General features: G+C 48.4%; 16 protein-coding genes. 2 read left to right on the top strand and 14 right to left on the bottom strand.

The genetic code is table 11. The features are described 5' to 3' along the window. Positions 1 to 28: 28 nt before the first annotated feature. Entirely contained in the window at positions 29 to 673 is a 645-nt protein-coding gene (locus tag B9Y93_RS02090; RefSeq protein ID WP_170936420.1) for a PepSY domain-containing protein, read from the top strand. 151 nt (positions 674 to 824) lie between these two features. Here the strand turns inward: B9Y93_RS02090 and pyrE are convergent, their stop codons facing one another. The 10 genes from pyrE to lspA form a co-directional block, all read right to left on the bottom strand. Beyond that, complete coding sequence (gene pyrE / locus B9Y93_RS02085) at positions 825 to 1,457, bottom strand: orotate phosphoribosyltransferase (protein WP_085492697.1); 633 nt, start codon at positions 1,455 to 1,457, stop codon at positions 825 to 827. A gap of 1 nt (position 1,458) precedes the next feature. Further along, positions 1,459 to 2,193 carry an orotidine-5'-phosphate decarboxylase gene (gene pyrF / locus B9Y93_RS02080; RefSeq protein WP_085492696.1) on the bottom strand — a complete coding sequence of 245 codons (735 nt, stop codon included), beginning with the start codon at positions 2,191 to 2,193 and terminating at the stop codon, positions 1,459 to 1,461. Between the two features lie 105 nt (positions 2,194 to 2,298). Then, positions 2,299 to 5,517, bottom strand: a complete 3,219-nt coding sequence (carB, locus tag B9Y93_RS02075; RefSeq protein ID WP_085492695.1) for a carbamoyl-phosphate synthase large subunit — start codon at positions 5,515 to 5,517, stop codon at positions 2,299 to 2,301. Between the two features lies 1 nt (position 5,518). Further along, positions 5,519 to 6,649 carry a carbamoyl phosphate synthase small subunit gene (locus tag B9Y93_RS02070; RefSeq protein WP_085492694.1) on the bottom strand — a complete coding sequence of 377 codons (1,131 nt, stop codon included), beginning with the start codon at positions 6,647 to 6,649 and terminating at the stop codon, positions 5,519 to 5,521. Positions 6,650 to 6,768: 119 nt separating this feature from the next. Next, positions 6,769 to 8,052 (bottom strand): dihydroorotase, encoded by a 1,284-nt coding sequence (locus tag B9Y93_RS02065; RefSeq protein ID WP_085492693.1) that lies wholly within the window; start codon positions 8,050 to 8,052, stop codon positions 6,769 to 6,771. A 91-nt stretch (positions 8,053 to 8,143) separates the two neighbouring features. Then, positions 8,144 to 9,052 (bottom strand): aspartate carbamoyltransferase catalytic subunit, encoded by a 909-nt coding sequence (locus B9Y93_RS02060; protein WP_085493921.1) that lies wholly within the window; start codon positions 9,050 to 9,052, stop codon positions 8,144 to 8,146. 12 nt (positions 9,053 to 9,064) lie between these two features. Beyond that, on the bottom strand, positions 9,065 to 9,604 hold the full coding sequence (pyrR, locus tag B9Y93_RS02055; RefSeq protein ID WP_085492692.1) for a bifunctional pyr operon transcriptional regulator/uracil phosphoribosyltransferase PyrR: 540 nt from the start codon (positions 9,602 to 9,604) through the stop codon (positions 9,065 to 9,067). A 617-nt stretch (positions 9,605 to 10,221) separates the two neighbouring features. Then, a complete protein-coding gene (locus tag B9Y93_RS02050) occupies positions 10,222 to 11,475 on the bottom strand; it encodes an LL-diaminopimelate aminotransferase (RefSeq protein ID WP_085492691.1) in 1,254 nt (417 codons plus the stop codon). 207 nt (positions 11,476 to 11,682) lie between these two features. Further along, positions 11,683 to 12,612, bottom strand: coding sequence for an RluA family pseudouridine synthase (locus B9Y93_RS02045; RefSeq protein WP_244903325.1), 930 nt, complete (start codon positions 12,610 to 12,612; stop codon positions 11,683 to 11,685). A 33-nt stretch (positions 12,613 to 12,645) separates the two neighbouring features. Further along, complete coding sequence (lspA, locus tag B9Y93_RS02040) at positions 12,646 to 13,128, bottom strand: signal peptidase II (RefSeq protein ID WP_085492689.1); 483 nt, start codon at positions 13,126 to 13,128, stop codon at positions 12,646 to 12,648. Between the two features lie 196 nt (positions 13,129 to 13,324). Here lspA and B9Y93_RS02035 point away from each other — a divergent pair, with 196 nt between their 5' ends. Continuing rightward, complete coding sequence (locus tag B9Y93_RS02035; RefSeq protein ID WP_085492688.1) at positions 13,325 to 14,068, top strand: TraR/DksA C4-type zinc finger protein; 744 nt, start codon at positions 13,325 to 13,327, stop codon at positions 14,066 to 14,068. Here the strand turns inward: B9Y93_RS02035 and B9Y93_RS02030 are convergent. From B9Y93_RS02030 to B9Y93_RS02015, 4 genes are all read right to left on the bottom strand, one after another. Continuing rightward, a complete protein-coding gene (locus tag B9Y93_RS02030; protein WP_097675959.1) occupies positions 14,065 to 14,373 on the bottom strand; it encodes a DUF5665 domain-containing protein in 309 nt (102 codons plus the stop codon). The two genes, B9Y93_RS02035 and B9Y93_RS02030, sit on opposite strands and share 4 nt — an antisense overlap. A gap of 312 nt (positions 14,374 to 14,685) precedes the next feature. Further along, positions 14,686 to 17,778: an isoleucine--tRNA ligase gene (gene ileS, locus B9Y93_RS02025; RefSeq protein ID WP_085493919.1), complete on the bottom strand. Its 3,093-nt coding sequence runs from the start codon at positions 17,776 to 17,778 to the stop codon at positions 14,686 to 14,688. A gap of 545 nt (positions 17,779 to 18,323) precedes the next feature. Beyond that, on the bottom strand, positions 18,324 to 18,806 hold the full coding sequence (locus B9Y93_RS02020; RefSeq protein ID WP_085492687.1) for a DivIVA domain-containing protein: 483 nt from the start codon (positions 18,804 to 18,806) through the stop codon (positions 18,324 to 18,326). A 112-nt stretch (positions 18,807 to 18,918) separates the two neighbouring features. Continuing rightward, positions 18,919 to 19,704 carry a YlmH family RNA-binding protein gene (locus B9Y93_RS02015; protein WP_085492686.1) on the bottom strand — a complete coding sequence of 262 codons (786 nt, stop codon included), beginning with the start codon at positions 19,702 to 19,704 and terminating at the stop codon, positions 18,919 to 18,921. Positions 19,705 to 19,708 lie beyond the last annotated feature (4 nt).

Below are 19,708 nucleotides of genomic sequence, written 5' to 3'. Positions count from 1 at the left end.
ACGTATCGAGCAAAGGAGAATGATAAACATGAGCAAAAAGACAAAGAAATGGATGATCACAACAACGGCTGCCGCAGCTCTTTTAACCGCTGGCATCGGCATGAATTCGATCGTTAGCGCCAAAGAAGATGTCCATAAGCCTTCGCAGGTCAAAACTAACAGTGCACAAGCGATCTCCAAAGAGCAAGCCAAAAAAATCGCGGCGGCAGCTTCCAAGCAAAGCAAAATTGAAGAAATCGAATTCAAGCGTATCAACGGAACGCTATATTATGAAGTTGAATTCGACCATCGTGATGATGAGCATGATGAACTCTATATTGATGCAACAACAGGTGTCTACACTTGGGAAAAGGATATGAAGCTAGACGATGATGATCATGACGACGAGTTTGATGATCGATCAGATCGTGACGATCATTATGATGCTAAACCCTCTATCCCATCTCAAGGCTCCTCCTCCAATCATAAGCCTGCTGGCATCATTACGAAGCAGCAGGCTATCAAGATCGCCCTTGCGAGCGTGCCAGGAACGGTTGAGGAAGTAGACACGGATGATGAGCATGGCAGTCTTGTCTATGAGATCGAGATCAACACCAACGATCACCGTGAAGCTGAAGTCAAAGTAACTTCTACCGGCACTATTCTTGAGATCGATTGGGACGACGAAGACTAGAGTACGAGTGCATCCTTTCCCAGCATCGATGCTTAGTCTACGATTCACCTCGCAGCTTAGAATCAACAAAAAGGGAGACAGAGCAGAAATCATCTGCTCTGTCTCCCTTTATAACGCTAATCCCTACTATATAGTTGCAGCCTTGCTGGGATTACTTTCCCCACGTGGATGGATCTTCACGCCAAGCTCGAAGCACGGATAGATCGGATTCCTCGATAACCTTCATCTCCAGCGCAGCCTCGATTAATGCCGAATAATTGGACAACGTATGAAGCGGAATGCCTGCTTCTTCGAATGCTTGAACAGCTTTGTCCAGTTGATAGCTGAAGATGGCCAATACGGCAACAGGCTCGGCACCCGCTTCCTTCACTGCCAATGCTGCCTTAAGTGAGCTTCCGCCAGTTGAGATCAAGTCCTCAATGACAACAACCTTCTGCCCTTCCTTGATCATGCCTTCGATTTGATTTTGCTTGCCATGTCCCTTCGCCTTATCACGAATATAGGCCATTGGAAGGTTCAGCTTCTCTGCCACCCATGCGGCATGTGGAATTCCTGCAGTTGCGGTTCCTGCAATCACTTCAGCATCAGGAGCAAGCTCTCGGATCAGAGCCGCAAAGCCTTCTGCAACAGCGTTTCGAATCTCAGGGTAGGACATCGTCAGACGATTATCGCAATAGATTGGCGACTTGATCCCAGAAGTCCAAGTGAAAGGCTCATTCGGACGAAGGGCAACTGCCTTAATATTCAATAGATGCTTGGCAATAGTATGTTCAAGAGTTGTCATGTTACATCAATCCTTCCAATATAGATTCTAACGCTTCACGCGGGCTTGACGCTGCCGTTATCGGACGGCCGATTACGACATAGTCCGTCCCTTCAGCAAAGGCTTGTTCAGGTGTCATAACTCGGCTTTGATCCCCGATGGCGCTCCCTGCTGGGCGAATGCCAGGTGTTATCGTTTTAAAATCCTCTCCACAGGCCTGCTTGATCAGCGCAACTTCCTGCGGGGATGCCACAACGCCATGAAGCCCCGCTTCCTTCGTCAATCGAGCATATCGAACAACACTGTCACGAACTGCCCCTTGGATGCCGATCTCTTCATTCATCATTTGCTCACTTGTGCTGGTGAGCTGCGTAACCGCGATCACCGTTGGCATCTCTAGCTTGGAGTCAGCATTCAATGCATCGCGAACCCCTTCCATCGCCGCCTTCAACACCTGTGAGCCCCCAGCGGCATGAACATTGAACATATCAACGCCTAGCTTGGTAACACTGTTAGACCCGCCTTTGACGGTATTCGGAATATCATGCATCTTCACATCCAAGAAGACACGGTATCCGCGATCCTTCAGCTCCCGTACAAAGTCAGGGCCAGCCGCATAGAACAGCTGCATGCCGACCTTCATGTAGCACGGAATGCCTTCAAGCTGCATCATCAGCTGCTTTGCAGCCATAGCGTCAGGGTAATCAAGTGCGACCATGATGCGATTCGCGGCTTGCTCTAAGGTTAATGGCTTCATCAATTCACTTCCTCCGTTCAGACATGGGTAATCTTGGCTGCAATCAGCCTCTATTCGCAAGTCAAGGAGGCGCAATCGGCCTCCTTGTGTCACTTTATAATCAGATTAAGCTTGAACGGTTGGCATCGGTCTCGATGAGAAGTTGATCGTTTCAAGCATTTCAAGCAGGGCTCTTACGGTATCAAGCGATGTCATACATACGACACCATTCTCTACAGCCTCACGGCGAATGCGGAAGCCATCGCGCTCAGGCGTCTTGCCCTTTGTCAGCGTATTGACTACAAAGTGTGCTTCGCCATTGCGGATAAGATCCAGAATGTTCGGAGAACCTTCCGTCAGCTTCTTCACATGCGTGACTTTAAGGCCTGCATCCTCAAGCGCTTGTGCCGTGCCGCCTGTTGCAATAATTTTGTAGCCGAGATTAAAGAAGCCTCTCATGAGCTCTACTGCTTCCTCTTTATCCTTATCCGCTACTGTGCAGATGATTGATCCAGTTGCCGGAATCTTCATGCCGGAGCCGATCAAGCCTTTGTACAGCGCCTTCGCATACTGTTTATCGCGGCCCATAACCTCGCCTGTCGATTTCATCTCAGGCCCAAGTGTTGGTTCTACGCGGCGCAGCTTCGCAAAGGAGAACACAGGCACTTTCACTGATACATGCTCATCCTCCGGCCACAAGCCTTCTTGGTAGTCAAGATCCTTGAGCTTGCTTCCCATAATAAGCTTTGTTGCGACATTCGCCATCGGTACATTCGTCACCTTGCTCAAGAATGGCACTGTACGGGATGAGCGCGGGTTAACCTCGATCACATATACTTCGTCCTTATAGATGACGAATTGGATGTTGACTAGACCTATCGTCTTCAATTCCTTGGCGATTCGAATCGTAATGTCGACGACTTTCTGCTTCAATTCGTCTTTCAGGTGCTGAGGAGGATATACCGCGATGGAGTCACCAGAGTGAACACCTGCGCGTTCAATATGCTCCATGATTCCTGGGATAAGGACCGTCTCTCCGTCACAGATCGCATCCACCTCTACTTCTTTGCCAAGCATGTAGCGGTCGATAAGCACCGGATGCTCAGGATTGATCTTCACGGCTTGCTCCATATAGCTTAGAAGCTCTTGGTCAGAGTATACGATCTCCATCGCACGCCCGCCAAGCACATAAGATGGGCGAACAAGTACCGGATAACCTAGTCCTTGTGCTGTTCCTACTGCCTCATCGACGGATGTAACGGTGCTGCCTTTTGGCTGGGCAATATTGAGTCTAGAGAGCAGGGCTTCGAATTTCTTGCGATCCTCCGCCTCATCAATGCTGTCAAGGCTCGTTCCGAGAATTTTGACTCCTGCCTTTGCAAGCGGAGCTGCCAGGTTAATTGCCGTTTGGCCGCCAAACTGTACGATAACGCCGATTGGCTGCTCTTGCTCAATGACGTTCATCACATCCTCGAAGAAGAGCGGCTCAAAGTACAAGCGGTCAGACGTGCTGAAGTCAGTCGATACAGTCTCAGGGTTGTTGTTGATAATGACCGCCTCATAGCCAGCATCTTGGATCGCCCATACGGCATGCACCGTAGAGTAGTCGAACTCAATTCCTTGTCCGATCCGGATTGGTCCTGAGCCAAGAACAACGATCTTCTCTTTTGTCGTCTCCGTTACTTCATTTTCCGTTTCATAAGTGGAGTAGTAGTAAGGCGTTGTCGCTTCGAACTCCGCAGCGCAAGTATCAACCATCTTATAGACCGGAATGAAGCCTTGCTCCTTACGGGAAGTGCGCACCTCAGCTTCTGTCAGATGCGAGCCTTCGCTTAGCTTCTCACTGCGAATCTCCGCAATCGCACGGTCAGTAAAGCCCATGCGCTTAGCCTCGTACAGCGTTTCGCTAGACAAGCTCTCCTCAGCAGTCAGTTGGTCTTCAAACTGAATCATGCGCTCGAGCTTATCAAGGAACCACCAGTCTACTTTTGTCAGATCATGAATGGCCTGCAGGCTGTAGCCGCGGCGGTATGCTTCCGCGATCAAGAACAAGCGCTCATCATCTGGAGCTTGTAGTCTCGCTTCAAGCGTTTCTTGCGACAACTCGTCTGTTCCTTTCAAATATAAGCGATGCACGCCAATCTCAAGCGAGCGAATCGCTTTATGAATCGATTCTTCGAAGGTGCGGCCGATAGCCATAACCTCGCCAGTGGCTTTCATTTGTGTTCCAAGCTTGCGGTTCGCTTGCGTGAACTTATCGAATGGCCAGCGAGGAATCTTCGATACGATATAGTCAAGTGTTGGCTCAAAGCAAGCATAAGTTTGGCCGGTTACAGGGTTAACAATCTCATCAAGCGTATAGCCTGCTGCGATCTTTGCAGCCATCTTCGCAATCGGATAACCCGTTGCCTTGGATGCAAGCGCGGAAGAGCGGCTCACACGAGGGTTAACCTCGATCACATAGTACTGATAGCTGTCAGGATCTAGGGCAAATTGTACGTTGCAGCCGCCTTCGATATTGAGCGCGCGAATAATCTTAAGCGATGCCGAGCGAAGCATTTGATACTCACGATCAGACAAGGTTTGGCTCGGCGCTACTACGATACTGTCGCCTGTGTGCACGCCAACCGGATCGAAGTTCTCCATGTTGCATACGACGATGCAGTTGTCGTTCGCATCGCGCATCACTTCGTATTCAACCTCTTTCATACCAGCGATGCTCTTCTCGATCAAGCATTGTCCAATCGGGCTGTAGCGAATACCTGAAGCGACAATATCGCGAAGCTGTTCTTCATTATCACAGATACCGCCGCCTGTTCCGCCTAGCGTATAAGCGGGACGAACAATAATTGGATACCCAATCTGATTCGCGAAGTCAACAGCCTGCTGTACAGAGGTTACGATGTCACTTTCTGGTACTGGCTGCTCTAGTTCTCTCATCAGTTCGCGGAACAAATCGCGATCTTCGGCACGTTCAATGGCATCCAGCTGTGTGCCGAGCAGACGCACATTTTCCTGCTCCAGAACACCTGCGCGAGCCAATTCAACCGCCATGTTAAGTCCTGTTTGTCCGCCGAGTGTTGGAAGCAAGCCATCTGGACGCTCCTGGCGAATAATTTGTCTTACAAAATCGAGTGTAATAGGCTCAATATATACTTTGTCAGCCATATTTGTATCGGTCATGATGGTTGCTGGGTTGCTGTTAATGAGAACAACTTCAAAGCCTTCTTCTTTCAGTGCTTCACAAGCTTGTGTTCCGGCATAGTCGAACTCTGCCGCTTGTCCGATCACGATAGGTCCGGATCCAATAACGAGAATCTTTTTAAGGTCTTTACTTTTTGGCATGTTATTGTTCCCCTTTCAGCTGAGCTACGAGCGCCGCTTGACGCGGTATTGTTGGTGTATTGCGCTTATGTTCACGAATCATCTCGATAAATTGATCAAACAGATAGCTGCTGTCATGTGGTCCTGGCGCTGCCTCTGGATGATATTGTACGGAGAAAGCAGGATACTGCTTATGACGCAGCCCTTCGACTGTCTTATCGTTATTGTTGATATGTGTAACTTCCAGTTCTGTGTTAGCTACCGATTCTTCTACGACGGTGTAGCCATGGTTTTGCGAAGTGATGAAGCAGCGTCCCGTGCTAAGTTCTTTAACAGGATGGTTGCCGCCGCGATGGCCGAATTTCAAGCGACCCGTGTCTGCTCCGCAGGCAAGCGCGAACAGCTGGTGACCCAAGCAAATGCCGAATACCGGAATCTCGCCGAGTACAGATTGGAGCATCTCAATTGCATGTGGGACATCCTTCGGATCCCCAGGGCCGTTGGAGAGCTGGATTCCATCAGGACGGAGGGCGCGAATCTCATCCGCCGTTGCCGTATGCGGCACAACAACCACATCACAGCCTCTTTGCGTCAACTCGCGCAGAATCCCGCTCTTTGCACCGAAGTCTACGAGCACAATGCGCTCACGGCTTCCAGGACTTGAGAAGATCTGGGTTGTTGACGTGCGCGCGACTTGATCACGCAGCAGCGGAGTTGCTTGAAGCATTTCTTGCAATTCTTCGATCGATTTGTTCCCTGTTGCAAGAATCCCTTTCATCGTTCCAAAGTGGCGAAGCTTGCGAGTAAGCATACGCGTGTCGATGCCGCTGATGCCTGGAATATCATATTCCTTAAGCAGGCGATCCACCGAGTATTCTGCACGCCAGTTGCTTGGAATTTCTTCATGACGGCGAACCACAAACCCATGTACATAAGGGCGGATGGATTCAAAATCATCACGTGTAATCCCGTAGTTTCCGATCAGCGGGTAGGTCATCGTTACGATTTGTCCGCAGTAGGATGGGTCAGACAGCACCTCTTGGTATCCTGTAATTCCTGTATTAAATACAACTTCACCCACGGACTCCCGATCTGAACCAAAGGATGTTCCCGTAAAGAGTGTTCCGTCTTCCAATAACAATTTAGCTTGCATGCTAGTCACTCCTCGCTTTCATTCTCAGTCTCCACCATCTAGGCGAATCCTTATGTTTATCTATCTATATCTCTGAATCGATCTTGCTAATTGCATTCAAACACCTGTCTTCGTGCTGCTTACTGCACGGAATCGCTCCATACGACGCTGCCGTCAACGATCGTCATGACCGTCCAGCCTTTAAGCTTCCAGCCTGTGAATGGGGTATTGCGCCCTTTCGTCAGGAATTCTTCTGGACTCACTTCGCGCTCTGTATCAAGATCAAGGACCGCAAGATCAGCTGGCGCCCCCTCTTCCAATCTGCCTGTGTTCAGTCCAAAGGTTGCTGCAGGAATCGATGTCATACGCTTGATCAGCATATCGAGCGTCCATTTTCCTGTCTCCACGAATTTCGTGTACATGAGCGGGAATGCCGTTTCCAGGCCGACGATGCCAAATGGCGCAAGCTGCATGCCGCGGGCCTTCTCTTCAGCGCTGTGCGGTGCATGATCTGTAACAAGGATGTCGATCGTTCCGTCTTCTAAAGCAGCGATACAGGCCTCCACATCCCGTGGCGAACGAAGCGGAGGGTTCATCTTCCAGTTCGCATCTAGACCAGGAATGTCCTCATCAGACAACAGAAGATGGTGCGGACATACCTCTGCTGTGACGTTGATGCCAAGCTGTTTGGCTTGTCTAATTAATCGAATCGATTGCTCCGTGCTGACATGGCAGACATGATAATGTACCCCAGTCGCTTCTGCCAAGAGAATATCGCGGCCGACATGAATCGCCTCAGATTCATTCGGAATTCCTTTTAGTCCGTGCTTTTTAGCAAATGGACCTTCGTTGACAGGCGCGCCTACTACAAGCGACTCATCTTCACAGTGAGCAATGATCGGCATGCCGAGCGCATGCGCACGCGCCATTGCATCCTTCATCATTTGAGCTGTTTGGACGCCGACACCGTCATCGGTAAACCCAACAACCCCCGCTTCCTTAAGCGCCTCAAAATCTGTCAGCTCGCGGCCCAGCTCATTTTTAGTGATGGAGCCATAAGGCAGCACCTTCACTATGCCTTCTTCTTTTGCCTTTTGCTTAATCAATTCCACTGTATCCGCCGTATCAATCACCGGCTTCGTATTCGGCATGCAGGCGATTGTTGTAAATCCGCCTCTTGCAGCTGAGTGTGATCCTGTTGCAATCGTTTCTTTGTGTTCGAACCCCGGCTCGCGAAGGTGAACATGCATATCAATGAACCCTGCAGAGACAAATTTCCCTTTTACGTCTATGACTTGTGCACCATCTGGAAGCTCTGCTTTCACATCGGTTATACGGCGAATCACACCGTCTTCTACCCATACATGGGCCTCCATCAGTTCGCCTTGCTCATTTAATACGCGTCCATTTGCAAGTATCAACATCGTACTTCCCCTCTCCGCAAGCAGCGTGTGCGTTTACACTCGCCAAGTATTTATTTCGATCTATGGTTTTCAATGATCATCTTCTTCTAAGTTAGCGTAATGCTCGTTCCATGACTGCCATCCGTACTGGGACACCGTTCTTCATCTGAGTAAAGATCCTCGATTTGCTGCATTCCACCAGTTCATCATCGATCTCCACGTTGCGGTTGACTGGCGCAGGGTGCATGATGATCGCATGCTCCTTCATCATCCCCATTCGTTCTGCGGTCATGCCATAAGCGCTTCGATATTGTTCGGTAGAAGTGAACAAGCCGCTTCCCTTATGACGCTCCAATTGAACGCGAAGCATCATGACAACATCTGCACGGAGCGCTTCCTCGAAGGAGATATAAGAGACATCCAAGTCATTTGTCCTCATATTGTCTGGCGCACAGAAGTTGACGCTAGCTCCAAACTTCTCAAGTGCCCACAAGTTCGATCTTGCCACGCGGCTGTGTTCTACATCCCCCACGATGGCTACATTGAGCCCTTCCAAACTACCGAACTCCTTGCGCATCGTATAAAGATCAAGCAGCGCTTGCGTCGGATGCTCGTTGTTGCCGTCTCCTGCATTAATGAGCGGGATTTGAACGCGCTCAGCCAGTTCCTGAAGCAGTCCAACCGGCTTCAGGCGAATGACGCCTACGTCCATTCCTAAAGACTCAAGCGTGCGGACGGTATCGTAGATGGACTCGCCCTTCTCTACGCTGGAGGATTCCGCAGAGAAATTGATGACTTCCATGCCAAGCCTCTTCTCAGCCATTTCAAATGAATTGCGTGTGCGCGTGCTGTTTTCAAAAAACATGTTCGCAACGAACTTGTGCACTAATGTCGGCGTTACCTTTTCTTGCTGTTGCTCCCAATGAGCTGCTCGATCAAGGATGAAGGTGATTTCTTCACGGCTAAGGTCTTTTAGTCCCAGCAGGCTGCGTTCCTTTGTCGTTCTTGACAAACGGATCATCGTCATGGTGTGTTACCCCCTGTTATGCGAAATTCGAACTTCATCGATGCCGTCCGCCTCTTGGAAGAAGACTTGAATCTCTTCTGCCTTCGATGTAGGAACATTCTTGCCTACATAATCTGGACGAATCGGCAATTCTCGATGACCGCGATCAGCAAGCACCGCAAGTTGAATCATCGCAGGTCGGCCGTGATCCATGATGGCATCCATCGCTGCGCGTATGGTTCTTCCTGTGTAGAGCACGTCATCACACAAGATCACCTTCATGCCTTCGATCGGATAAGCTTCCCCTGGAACAGTCGTACTATCGTCTTCCACCACTTTTCGATCATCCCGATATCTTGTAATATCGAGCTCGCCTACAGGGATGCTGACACCTTCAATGGCTTGAATTCGCTCGGCAATACGCTGTGCCAAGTAAATGCCTCTTGTTCTTATCCCGACAAGCACACAACCTTCGATCCCCTTATTACGCTCTAGAATCTCGTGTGCAACTCGAGTCAGCGCTCTACGTACCGCCGCGTCATCCATGATAACATTGTAGTCTGTCATACTCACTGCACGTCCTCCCTTCGTATGATCCACTTTTGATTGCTATATGCTGCCCGCATCTTAAGCCTCGTTCACATATTTCGAAGTCCTTTAATCACGTCTGTCTTATAGACACAAAAAAATCCTTGCCGTATTTGGCAAGGATGTTCTGCGTAATGTCATGCGTAATGGTTGTAGTTCTCCCTATGGACGAACCTGCAGCTGTTCCTGTCAGGAACTTGCAGCATTCATCTACAGATGTAGAGAGATGTCGAGTCAGATGTATATCGGAATCTGTGATCTCTCGTACCACCAGACTTCCCATCTGCCCGCTCTACCCATTCGCTTCCGAGCGTGACCTTGCCAGCCTCTCTGGACTGATTTAAAGGCTCAATATGCGTTTAATAGGATTATGCCACTCCGACTATCTAATGTCAAGCCTAAGCTTATTGTTTTGCAAGCTTAACTGCTTCCCCTTGCTGTTGTCCGCTATTTCGGAGTGAAGACGTATCAATGACACAGACAAATACAACCCTGAGAGGAATGTATATCCTCACAGGGCTGCGCTTAGAAGCTTCTATTATCTTCCCCACTTAAGGGAGGCTTTATTGTGTTAACCAGAGCTTGATTGCTTACTTCTAGAATATGAACTCCACATCGGTTAGACGGCGCTTCAATTCATTAATGACGCGCGTCTCTTCTTCAATCCCTTTAGCTTGGAACGTCACGGAGAATCGAATGAAGCGGCCAGCGTCATCCCATGGCACAGTCGAAATGAGCTTCTCGCGAATCAAGTACTGGGAGAAATCCTCGGCTGAATGGAATTCGGGCCCGTTTACAACTCCTTTTGGCGCCTCAACATACAAGAAGAAGGATCCTTTAGGCTTCTCAGCATGGAAGCCTATCTCATTGAGTGCCTGAACAAGCATTTCATGGCGTCGGGAATACTTCTCTGCAATCGCCTCTGTAATTTCCGGATGCGTCAGCCCGTAAATCGCTGCCTTTTGAATCGCAATAAATTGGCCAGAGTCGTTGTTGTCCTTCACGTCACTGAAAGCTTTGACAATAAGCGGATTCCCTGCAACAAATCCGATCCGCCAGCCCGTCATGTTATAGGACTTTGACAAGGAATGAAGCTCTACGCCGACATCCTTGGCGCCAGGCACGCTCAAGAAGCTGAGCGGCTTTACGCCATCATAGGTGAGTGCTGCATATGGCGCGTCATGCACGACGATCACCTGATGGGCCTTCGCCCAAGCAACAACCTTTTCGAAGAATTCCGCTGTCGCTGCCGCTCCCGTTGGATTGTTTGGATAATTCAAATACAAGAGCTTTGCACGCTTGCAAATATCGGCTGGAATGCTCTCTAGATCAGGCAGGAACTGGTTTTCCTTCGTCAATTGGATTGTATATACTTCTCCACCAAGATACTTGGTATGCGTTCCAAGCACAGGGTAGCCCGGTACCGTCATAATCGTGACATCGCCTGGGTTAATAAAGCAGGACGGAAGCATGGCAAGCGCTGGCTTTGAACCGATCGAATGGACAATCTCCGTATCCGGATCGATGCCATCCACTTGAAATACATTCGCAACATAATTCGCAGCAGCAACCTTGAATTCTTGAATGCCATTATCCGCATAACCGCGGTTTTCTGGCTTGGCTGCTTCTTCAGCAAGCTTCGCTACAATGCCGGAGTCAGCCATCTCATCTGGCTCGCCTACACCCATGTCAATAAGCTCAACATCAGGATAAGCCAGCTTCGCAGCAGCCTTCGCGCGTTTAATTTTTTCGAATTTATAAATATTTGTATCCTTGCCGTAATTTGCTCCGCCAATGCGATCTGCAAATACTTGTTGGATATACGTTTCTTGATATTGTTCAACACTCATCGTTGTATCCTCCTTCAACATCCTAACCAATTACTCTACTACTATGAAGGAATCCGCGTCTTTGATGAATGGACGATATGGGCAATGATTTGTACTAGCTGCACAGAATCCGTTTATGTAACATGCATATGGAAAAAGGGCCTTTCAATAAGGCCCTTTAGCATTACTCATGAGGTATTCAAAAATGATAAGCATCTGCATCGCAAATTAGCGATTGCGAAGCGTCATAAGCAAGTGTTCCATATCCTCTGGAATCGGTGCTTCGAATTGCACCAGCTCTCCAGTAGAAGGATGCTTGAATCCAAGCAGCTTGGCATGCAGCGCTTGACCTTCCATCTTCAGGCTTTTTGTTACTCGACTGTACATAGGGTCTCCCACAAGCGGATGCCCAATAAATTTCATATGCACCCGAATCTGATGTGTTCGTCCTGTCTCCAGCTGCAGTTCAACCAATGTCGCATCCCCGAAACGCTCAAGCACTTTAAAGTGAGTTACGGCATGCTTGCTGTTGCGCTCTGTCACGGTATACATCTTGCGATCATGCTCATTGCGCCCGATTGGCGCATCAATCGTGCCTTGTTCATGTTGAAGATTGCCATGGACAACCGCTACATACTTCCGCAGTACAGAATGCTCTTTCAATTGCTCGGCAAGCGATACATGGGCTCGATCATTCTTGGCAGCCATCAACAGTCCTGAGGTGTCCTTGTCAATTCGGTGCACAATGCCAGGGCGAAGCTCTCCATTAATGCCGGACAAGTCCTTGCAATGATGCATCAGCGCGTTAACAACCGTTCCTGAAGCATGTCCCGGCGCAGGATGGACAACCATACCTCGCGGTTTGTTAATGACAATGACATCTGCATCCTCGTAATATACATCCAGCGGGATATCCTCTGGAACAATATCCACGCCTTCTGGTTCAGGCATGATGAGCGCTACCGTGTCGCCTGCAGCGCATTTGTAATTCGGCTTGATGGCCGAGCCATTGACTAAGACATGTCCGTCCTTGATCCATAATTGAACCTGAGAACGCGATACCTCCTCTTCAATGGATTCGGTAATATATTTATCGATGCGTTCCTTGGCATCCTGTTCTGATACCACAAACACTAGCGTTTCACGCTCTTCTGACATACTGTCAGAAACATGCTCTTGATTCATCATTCATTATTTCCCTTCTTGCTGTTCACTTAATTTCTCGTTACGTATTGAGAGGATCGTATCAAGAAGCACAAAGCCAACCCCGATGCAGATCGCACTATCCGCTACATTAAAGATCGGGAAGGTATAACTTCCAAAGTTGAACATTAGAAAATCCACAACTTCCCCAAATAATAAGCGATCCAAGAAATTACCTACAGCACCGCCAAGAATCAGCGCAAGCCCAAATGGCAGAATGCGTCCGGGCTCTCGGCGAATCTTTTGCAAATACCATACGAGTCCTGCAACCACAACAATCGTAACAACAATGAAAAACCACCGCTGTTCCTGCAAGATCCCAAAGGCAGCTCCTCGGTTGCGATGAGAGGTGATGATAAAAAAGTCGCCGATGACAGAAATCTCTTGATGAAGCTCCATTCGGTTCGCAATGATCCACTTCGTTCCTTGATCCAATAAAAATACAATTAATGCAATCCCATAATACCACACTGGCTCAATGTCACCTCTTTATGAACGTTTCCACAAATATGTTAACTCGCTCATTGTATCATAAGTTTAAAAATATCGTCCAATTCAAGCCATCATTCATTTACCATGTCATTATTTCTGTATTCCGAGCATGCTAATACCGACAAGAAGCATGTCAACCTTATGCGAGTAAGCGAGCAAGGAAGGAGAACACATTATGTCGCATCTTACATCACAACAGCTTCATTCCTTAAAAGAAGAGCTACAGGATATGAAAACGGATTATGAAGCGCGTCTCCAACAATCTGACCACTACGGTCTATCACATAGCTTGCGTGAAGAAACCGGCGAGTTGTCACCCATAGACAATCATCCAGGAGATCTTGGTACGGAAATGTTTGAGCGTGGAAAAGATGTCGCTTTGAATGAGCATCATGAGATCCAGCTTGAACGAATCGTTACCGCTTTGAAGCTAATGGATAAAGGCTCCTATGGAACATGTGTGGTATGTGGAAAGGATATTCCCTATGATCGGCTCAAAGCCATTCCTGAAACGATGTACTGCGTTGAGCATAGCCCTGAACAGCAGCTTTCCTACAACAGGCCAGTGGAAGAACAATTTCTAACACCGCCATTTGGCCGAACGAGCATGGATGAGAAGGACCAAACGGGCTTCGATGGTGAAGATGCTTGGCAGATCGTTGAATCCTGGGGTAATTCCAATTCCCCAGCCCTTCATGAGGAAAATGATGTTGACAGCTATGACAATCTGTACATTGAAGCCGCTGATGAACTCGATGGCTGTGTAGAATCATTCGAAAGCTTTGTGGCCACCGATATTACAGGCCGCCATGTTACCATCGTGCGCAATCATCAATATGATCAATATATGGATGAAGGAGAAGGCGAACCATTGCTTGAACCAGACGTCGTCATCGATGATTCAGAACTTCTGCACTAATACATGCTCGAATCCAGCTGCTTCTGGACAATACGAACAATATCTGCGATATAATCGCCAATAATCGGAAGATTAAGCGCACCCAGCATCTGCAGAAAATAGAGCAAGGTAGCCGTAATCACCGTTAACCCAATCGCGATCCCTACACCACGGGCCATGCCGCCAAGCAAATTATTCCATATCAATCTCCTTGGACTAAGCAGCAGCTCATTGTATTCGCGAATTCTTGATTTTTCCAGCGTTATAGCAAGCTGTTGTGTTAACGTATAGGTTTCCTTGAGCAGCTCTTGGTCCGACTTTTGCATAACTGTGCTGTCCGCTTGATTAGACTTATTCTGTTCCGCGAGATTGACCTTCATTTGATTTTTGCGTCGACTCAATGTCCTCACTCCCAACTTGGACAACCGTATCCGTATTTTTGAAAAAAGAGCGTGACCAAGCTTAAAGCAATCTCGCTTTGGTCAACGCTCTTCCTCTTATCATGAACGTTTAGCAACCTGAATCCTGAATCTACACGTTAGTGTGACCCATTATTTCACGATGCATTCGAATAGATGTACTCCCTTTCATGCTTTCCACTCATGTCGAAATTGATTCTTAGAAATCAAACGGCATGATTAACGGATCGCAAGCTCGATAACCTTGGAGCCAAGCTCAATCTTCTCCATATTCTCAACCTGGTCAAATGTAAGCTCTGACAACAATACATTATCGCGAAGGGTTGCTTCAAAAGCAGTAATCGCTGCCTTGAGCTCTTCATCCACGTTCAGCACAAGGTCTACACGCTTCTCAATCGGAAGATCAAGCTTCTTGCGCGTATCCTGAATCACGCGGACGACCTCGCGAACCCAGCCCTCTTGTTCAAGCTCAGGTGTAATCTCCGTATTAAGCGCCACTGTCAGCTTATAGCCCGAAGCTGAGGCAAAGCCTTCCTTCGCTTGCTTCTCGATGAGAAGCTCCTCTTCCGTTACCGTTAGTGCTTCGCCCTCTGGAGAAGTAAAGTGGAATGCTCCTTGTTCCACGACCTTGCGAGCATCCTCCACACTTAATGCGCGAAGTGCTTGCTGCAGCGGCCCAACATTTTTGCCGTATTTTTTACCTGCCACTTTAAGGTTAAGCTTCAGGCTGAAGTCAACAAAGCCGCTGTCGCTGTTTTCTACAAGGATATGCTTGACGTTGATCTCATCCTTTATTACGGCTTCATACCCTGCCAGATCAAAAGCTTGATCCATGGATACAATCAGCTCGGACAATGGCTGACGCGTCTTAATGCCGGTCTCATTGCGCACATTGCGCGCGAGCTCAACGATCTGACGTGCAGTTTCCATATCGCGCTCAAGCTCTTCATCAATTGCCGCAGCATCTGCCTGCGGATAATCGTCCAAATGAACACTCTCTTTGCTGCCGCCAAGATTGCCATAGATGTCTTCAGCAATCATCGGCGCATATGGTGCGATCAATTTGGACAGTGTCAAGAGCACATAGCGAAGCGTCTGATAGGCAGACAGTTTGTCTTCTGTCATGCCGCTTCCCCAGAAGCGATCACGCGAGCGACGAATATACCAGTTGCTGAGCTCATCGACATAATTCTCAATCGCCTTGGCAGGATTCAAGAAGTCGTTCGCTTCAAGGCCTTTGGATACCGTCGTGATCAAAGAATTCAAGCGGGACACAATCCAGCGATCCAGCTTATTGTTGGATGCTTGCTCTTCATACTGAGCAGGATCAAATTGGTCAATTAAGGCATACAGCGTGTAGAACGCATGTGTATTGACTAGCGTATCAATGACCTTTGATTTGGCCTCTGCTACAATCTGCTTCGAGAAGCGCTTCGAGTTCCACGGAGCACTATCGGATAACAGCGCCCAGCGGAATGCATCCGTACCGAATTCATTGATGATCTCCCAAGGATCGATTACATTGCCCTTGGATTTGGACATCTTCTGGCCATTCTCATCGAGAATATGCCCTGTCGCAATAACCGCCTTATACGGTGCTTGACCGTTGTAGAGGGTAGATACGGCAAGCAGACTGTAGAACCAGCCGCGTGTCTGGTCGATGCCCTCGCAGATCATGTCAGCTGGATATTGCTCTTGGAAGGTCTTCTCGTCGCCAAATGGATGATAGTATTGCGCAAATGGCATAGAGCCGCTGTCGAACCACACGTCAATCACTTCGGACGTACGCTCCATCACTCCGCCCTCACAATGGGGACAGGACAGCTTCACTTCGTCCACATATGGCTTATGAAGCTCAAGATCCTCAGAGATTGGCTCAATGGAGCGTTCTCTTAGTTCCTGATGGCTGTGAGGAGCAAATTCGCCGTTACAGGTGTTGCATACCCACACATTGAGCGGAGTTCCCCAGTAGCGGTTACGAGAAATATTCCAGTCGATCAAATCTTCAAGGAAGTTGCCAAAGCGTCCATCACGAATGTGGGAAGGATACCAGTTGACCTTTTTATTATTTTCTATTAATTGTTCTTTAACCGCTGTGGTCTTAATGAACCACGATTCTGTCGCATAATAGAGAAGCGGTGATTTACAGCGCCAGCAGAATGGATAGCTGTGCTCATATTTTTCTTTGCTGAACAGCTTGCCGCTCTCAGACAGCATTTTCACTATATCAATATCGCAGTCCTTCACGAAGCGTCCTGCAAGATCGGTTACCTCTGATGTGAACTTACCGCTCGCATCCACTACGCTTACGAAGCTAAGGCCATTGTCGCGAATTGTGCGATAGTCATCTTCCCCGTGAGCAGGCGCCATATGAACGATACCTGTACCGCTGGAGTCAGTAACGAAGTCTGCGCCCACAATGTAATGTCCCTTTTCAGGCACAACATAAGGGAATGGCGCTTCATAGCTCTTGCCGATAAACGCTGAGCCCTTATGTGTTGACAATACCTCATAGCCTTCTGCCATGACATCTGCAGCAAGATTCTTTGCTACGATGAAAACTTCCTCGCCTTGCTTGACTCGTACATAATCCATCGCAGGATTCATCGCCAAAGCAACGTGTGAAGGCAGCGTCCAAGGCGTTGTCGTCCAAGCCAGCACATGCTCGCCGCTGTCGCGAAGCGTAAATTTAACGGTTGCAGACAGATCTTTTACCGTTTCATACCCTTGAGCAACCTCGTGCGAGCTCAGAGTTGTCTGGCAAGAAGGACAATACGGGCTTACGCGGTGACCACGATAGAGAAGATCCTTATCATGAATCGTGGCAAGAATATTCCACACGCTCTCAATATAGCGATTATCTAGTGTAATGTACGGATGGTCCATATCCGTCCAGTAGCCAATCGCTTCTGTCAATTCACGCCATTTGTGCTCGTATTCGAATACGCTGTCCTTGCACTTTTGAACGAAAGCTTCAACGCCATAATTCTCGATCTCATGCTTGCCAGAGATGCCAAGCTGCTTCTCTACACCAAGCTCAACGGGAAGGCCATGTGTATCCCAGCCGGCTTTACGAACAACGCGGTAGCCGGACATCGTCTTGTAGCGTCCAATAAAGTCTTTAATAACACGGCCGAGCACGTGACCAATGTGAGGCGCACCATTCGCTGTAGGCGGGCCTTCATAGAACACAAAGTTCGGCTTGTCGTCACGAGCCTCCATTGATTTTTTGAACGTATTCTCTTCATTCCATTTGTTCAGCACACGAAGCTCGCGATCACGAGCTTTTTCTCTCACGTCAACCTTTTTCACCATTCTCATCCTTTCTTCTCTCTATAAGGGAACAGCAGCCAATGCCTTGCTGGCATCCGGCTGTGTTAAGAGCCAGCTTCAATCTGATCTTGACATAAGGAATGTTCCACGATAAACATTGGGCAGCGGAAATATAAACAAAAAAATAAAGCCCCATCCCCAAAAAGGGACGAGGCTTACTCGCGTTACCACCCTTGTTCCGTGCAGCAATACCTCACAACAGCTTCCTAAGGTACTTACTGTACACGACACTCATCACCGCTCTTTCTTCGAACAAAAGCGGTGCCCGTATAACGGCGGGAGCCGATCAAACTTAAGACGCATCAAGGCATGCATAAGCCCCACCGTGCGCGTTCAGCTTAATATCTCAGGGATGATGTCCTTCGTGTGCAATGATCATCGGTTCTCAGCTTCCCCGACTCTCTGGCCGAACATATACACAGAGGTGCGTTCCCATCATGGACGTTAACCATTTGATTGAATTATACCTAGTTATACCGTGTTTTGATTAAAAAGTCAAACCGGAACATGCCTACTGGAAGGCTCTATACCAGTTCTTTTACTTCTACCTGCTCCAGCTGATCCCAGCCGTCATGACTGAGCAGATCAAGCTGTGCTTCAACCAGTGTACGGAAGCGAGCACGATAGATCGACGCCTGTTTCCGGAGCTCTTCTACCTCGATCGAGATACGGCGTGATTTGGCTAAGGCATCGTTGACAATGCGGTCGGCATTCTTCTCTGCTTCCTTCAGAATAAGCTGCGCTTCCTTCTTTGCATTGTGCTTGACCTCATCTGCCGCTTCTTGCGCTACAATAATCGTCTTACTGAGCGTTTCTTCTATATTGGCAAAATGATCAAGCTTCTCCTGGAGCAGCTTATTATGGTTCTGCATCTCTTTATTCTCGCGAATCATCGCTTCGAAGTCCTTCATGATATGATCAAGAAATTCATTTACCTCATCTTCATCGTAACCGCGCAGCTTGCGGCTGAATTCCTTGTTATGTATGTCCAATGGTGTCAATGGCATATAGGCGCACCTCCTTAGAATTGTACGAGCTTATTTGGATAGTTGCTACGATATTCGACAAGAACGGACGGAATTCCTGCTTTATCACCAAAAGCAAATCAATACCTTCAGCTTATGCATAAATCCCTATGCTTACTCGCATGCGTCCCTTCTTCGTCACTCCTTCGATCTCCATAACCTTGAAGCGTCCAAATCCCTTTAGGGATACGACATCTCCAGCGCGCAATGCTGTAGAGGGATCTTCTTCGCTTTTCCAATTCACTCTGCATCGCCCTGCTTTGATGGGTTGTACAATCTTAGAGCGGCTTAACCGAAACACATCGCTCGCGATGCCATCAAGGCGCATCGAAGCGACGGACAAATTCATCATTTGAAAGGACGTTTGAACGGCGTGAAGCTGTTCAATGGGGAGCAACTCTGTCATGACAGGAACCCGGTGCACTTGCCTTAGATGCGTATCCAGAAATGAAGCGATCTCTCGGGCTGCGACCACATGACACCCTTCTTCTGTGACATGGATATCCCCGATCTTGTCCCTTTTGATGCCAAGGCCAAGAACAGCGCCGAGAAAGTCACTATGCTCGAGGCTTAGAAACTTCTGATCCTTTGAAGTAACAGCAAGCACCTGCAAGTCCAGCTCTTCGGATTCCAGATACACATAATCTGGAGCGACGATGGCTCGGCAGCGTTCAGCATGCGACGAGCCCCCGTCTAGGCGCATATGGACGTCAGGGTTGCGATTAACAAGCGATTGCAATATGTATGCTTGCCGCGGATCTAAAAAATCGGTCAAGCGAACCTCATGATTCTCCGCGGCCTGATGAACCCACTCCATCGCACGATCAACAAAGGCTCGTTCATCGGGATGGAAATGGACCATAATCGAATCCATAGACATAGCT

Origin of the sequence: Paenibacillus aquistagni (assembly GCF_900177815.1) — a bacterium.
Lineage (GTDB): Bacteria > Bacillota > Bacilli > Paenibacillales > Paenibacillaceae > Paenibacillus_B > Paenibacillus_B aquistagni.
The sequence above is the reverse complement of the archived record's forward strand: the minus strand, read 5'-3'. Positions and strand labels throughout refer to the sequence as shown.

What these genes read in the sequence shown, in the direction of transcription:
- B9Y93_RS02060 (WP_085493921.1), bottom strand. Translation starts at nt 9,052, where the DNA reads ATGATCCGTTTGTCAAGAACGACAAAGGAACGCAGCCTGCTGGGACTA.
- B9Y93_RS02090 (WP_170936420.1), top strand. Translation starts at nt 29, where the DNA reads ATGAGCAAAAAGACAAAGAAATGGATGATCACAACAACGGCTGCCGCA.
- pyrR (WP_085492692.1), bottom strand. Translation starts at nt 9,604, where the DNA reads ATGACAGACTACAATGTTATCATGGATGACGCGGCGGTACGTAGAGCG.
- B9Y93_RS02045 (WP_244903325.1), bottom strand. Translation starts at nt 12,612, where the DNA reads ATGTCAGAAGAGCGTGAAACGCTAGTGTTTGTGGTATCAGAACAGGAT.
- B9Y93_RS02035 (WP_085492688.1), top strand. Translation starts at nt 13,325, where the DNA reads ATGTCGCATCTTACATCACAACAGCTTCATTCCTTAAAAGAAGAGCTA.
- pyrF (WP_085492696.1), bottom strand. Translation starts at nt 2,193, where the DNA reads ATGAAGCCATTAACCTTAGAGCAAGCCGCGAATCGCATCATGGTCGCA.
- B9Y93_RS02065 (WP_085492693.1), bottom strand. Translation starts at nt 8,052, where the DNA reads ATGTTGATACTTGCAAATGGACGCGTATTAAATGAGCAAGGCGAACTG.
- B9Y93_RS02020 (WP_085492687.1), bottom strand. Translation starts at nt 18,806, where the DNA reads ATGCCATTGACACCATTGGACATACATAACAAGGAATTCAGCCGCAAG.
- B9Y93_RS02070 (WP_085492694.1), bottom strand. Translation starts at nt 6,649, where the DNA reads ATGCAAGCTAAATTGTTATTGGAAGACGGAACACTCTTTACGGGAACA.
- pyrE (WP_085492697.1), bottom strand. Translation starts at nt 1,457, where the DNA reads ATGACAACTCTTGAACATACTATTGCCAAGCATCTATTGAATATTAAG.
- B9Y93_RS02050 (WP_085492691.1), bottom strand. Translation starts at nt 11,475, where the DNA reads ATGAGTGTTGAACAATATCAAGAAACGTATATCCAACAAGTATTTGCA.
- carB (WP_085492695.1), bottom strand. Translation starts at nt 5,517, where the DNA reads ATGCCAAAAAGTAAAGACCTTAAAAAGATTCTCGTTATTGGATCCGGA.
- B9Y93_RS02030 (WP_097675959.1), bottom strand. Translation starts at nt 14,373, where the DNA reads ATGCAAAAGTCGGACCAAGAGCTGCTCAAGGAAACCTATACGTTAACA.
- B9Y93_RS02015 (WP_085492686.1), bottom strand. Translation starts at nt 19,704, where the DNA reads ATGTCTATGGATTCGATTATGGTCCATTTCCATCCCGATGAACGAGCC.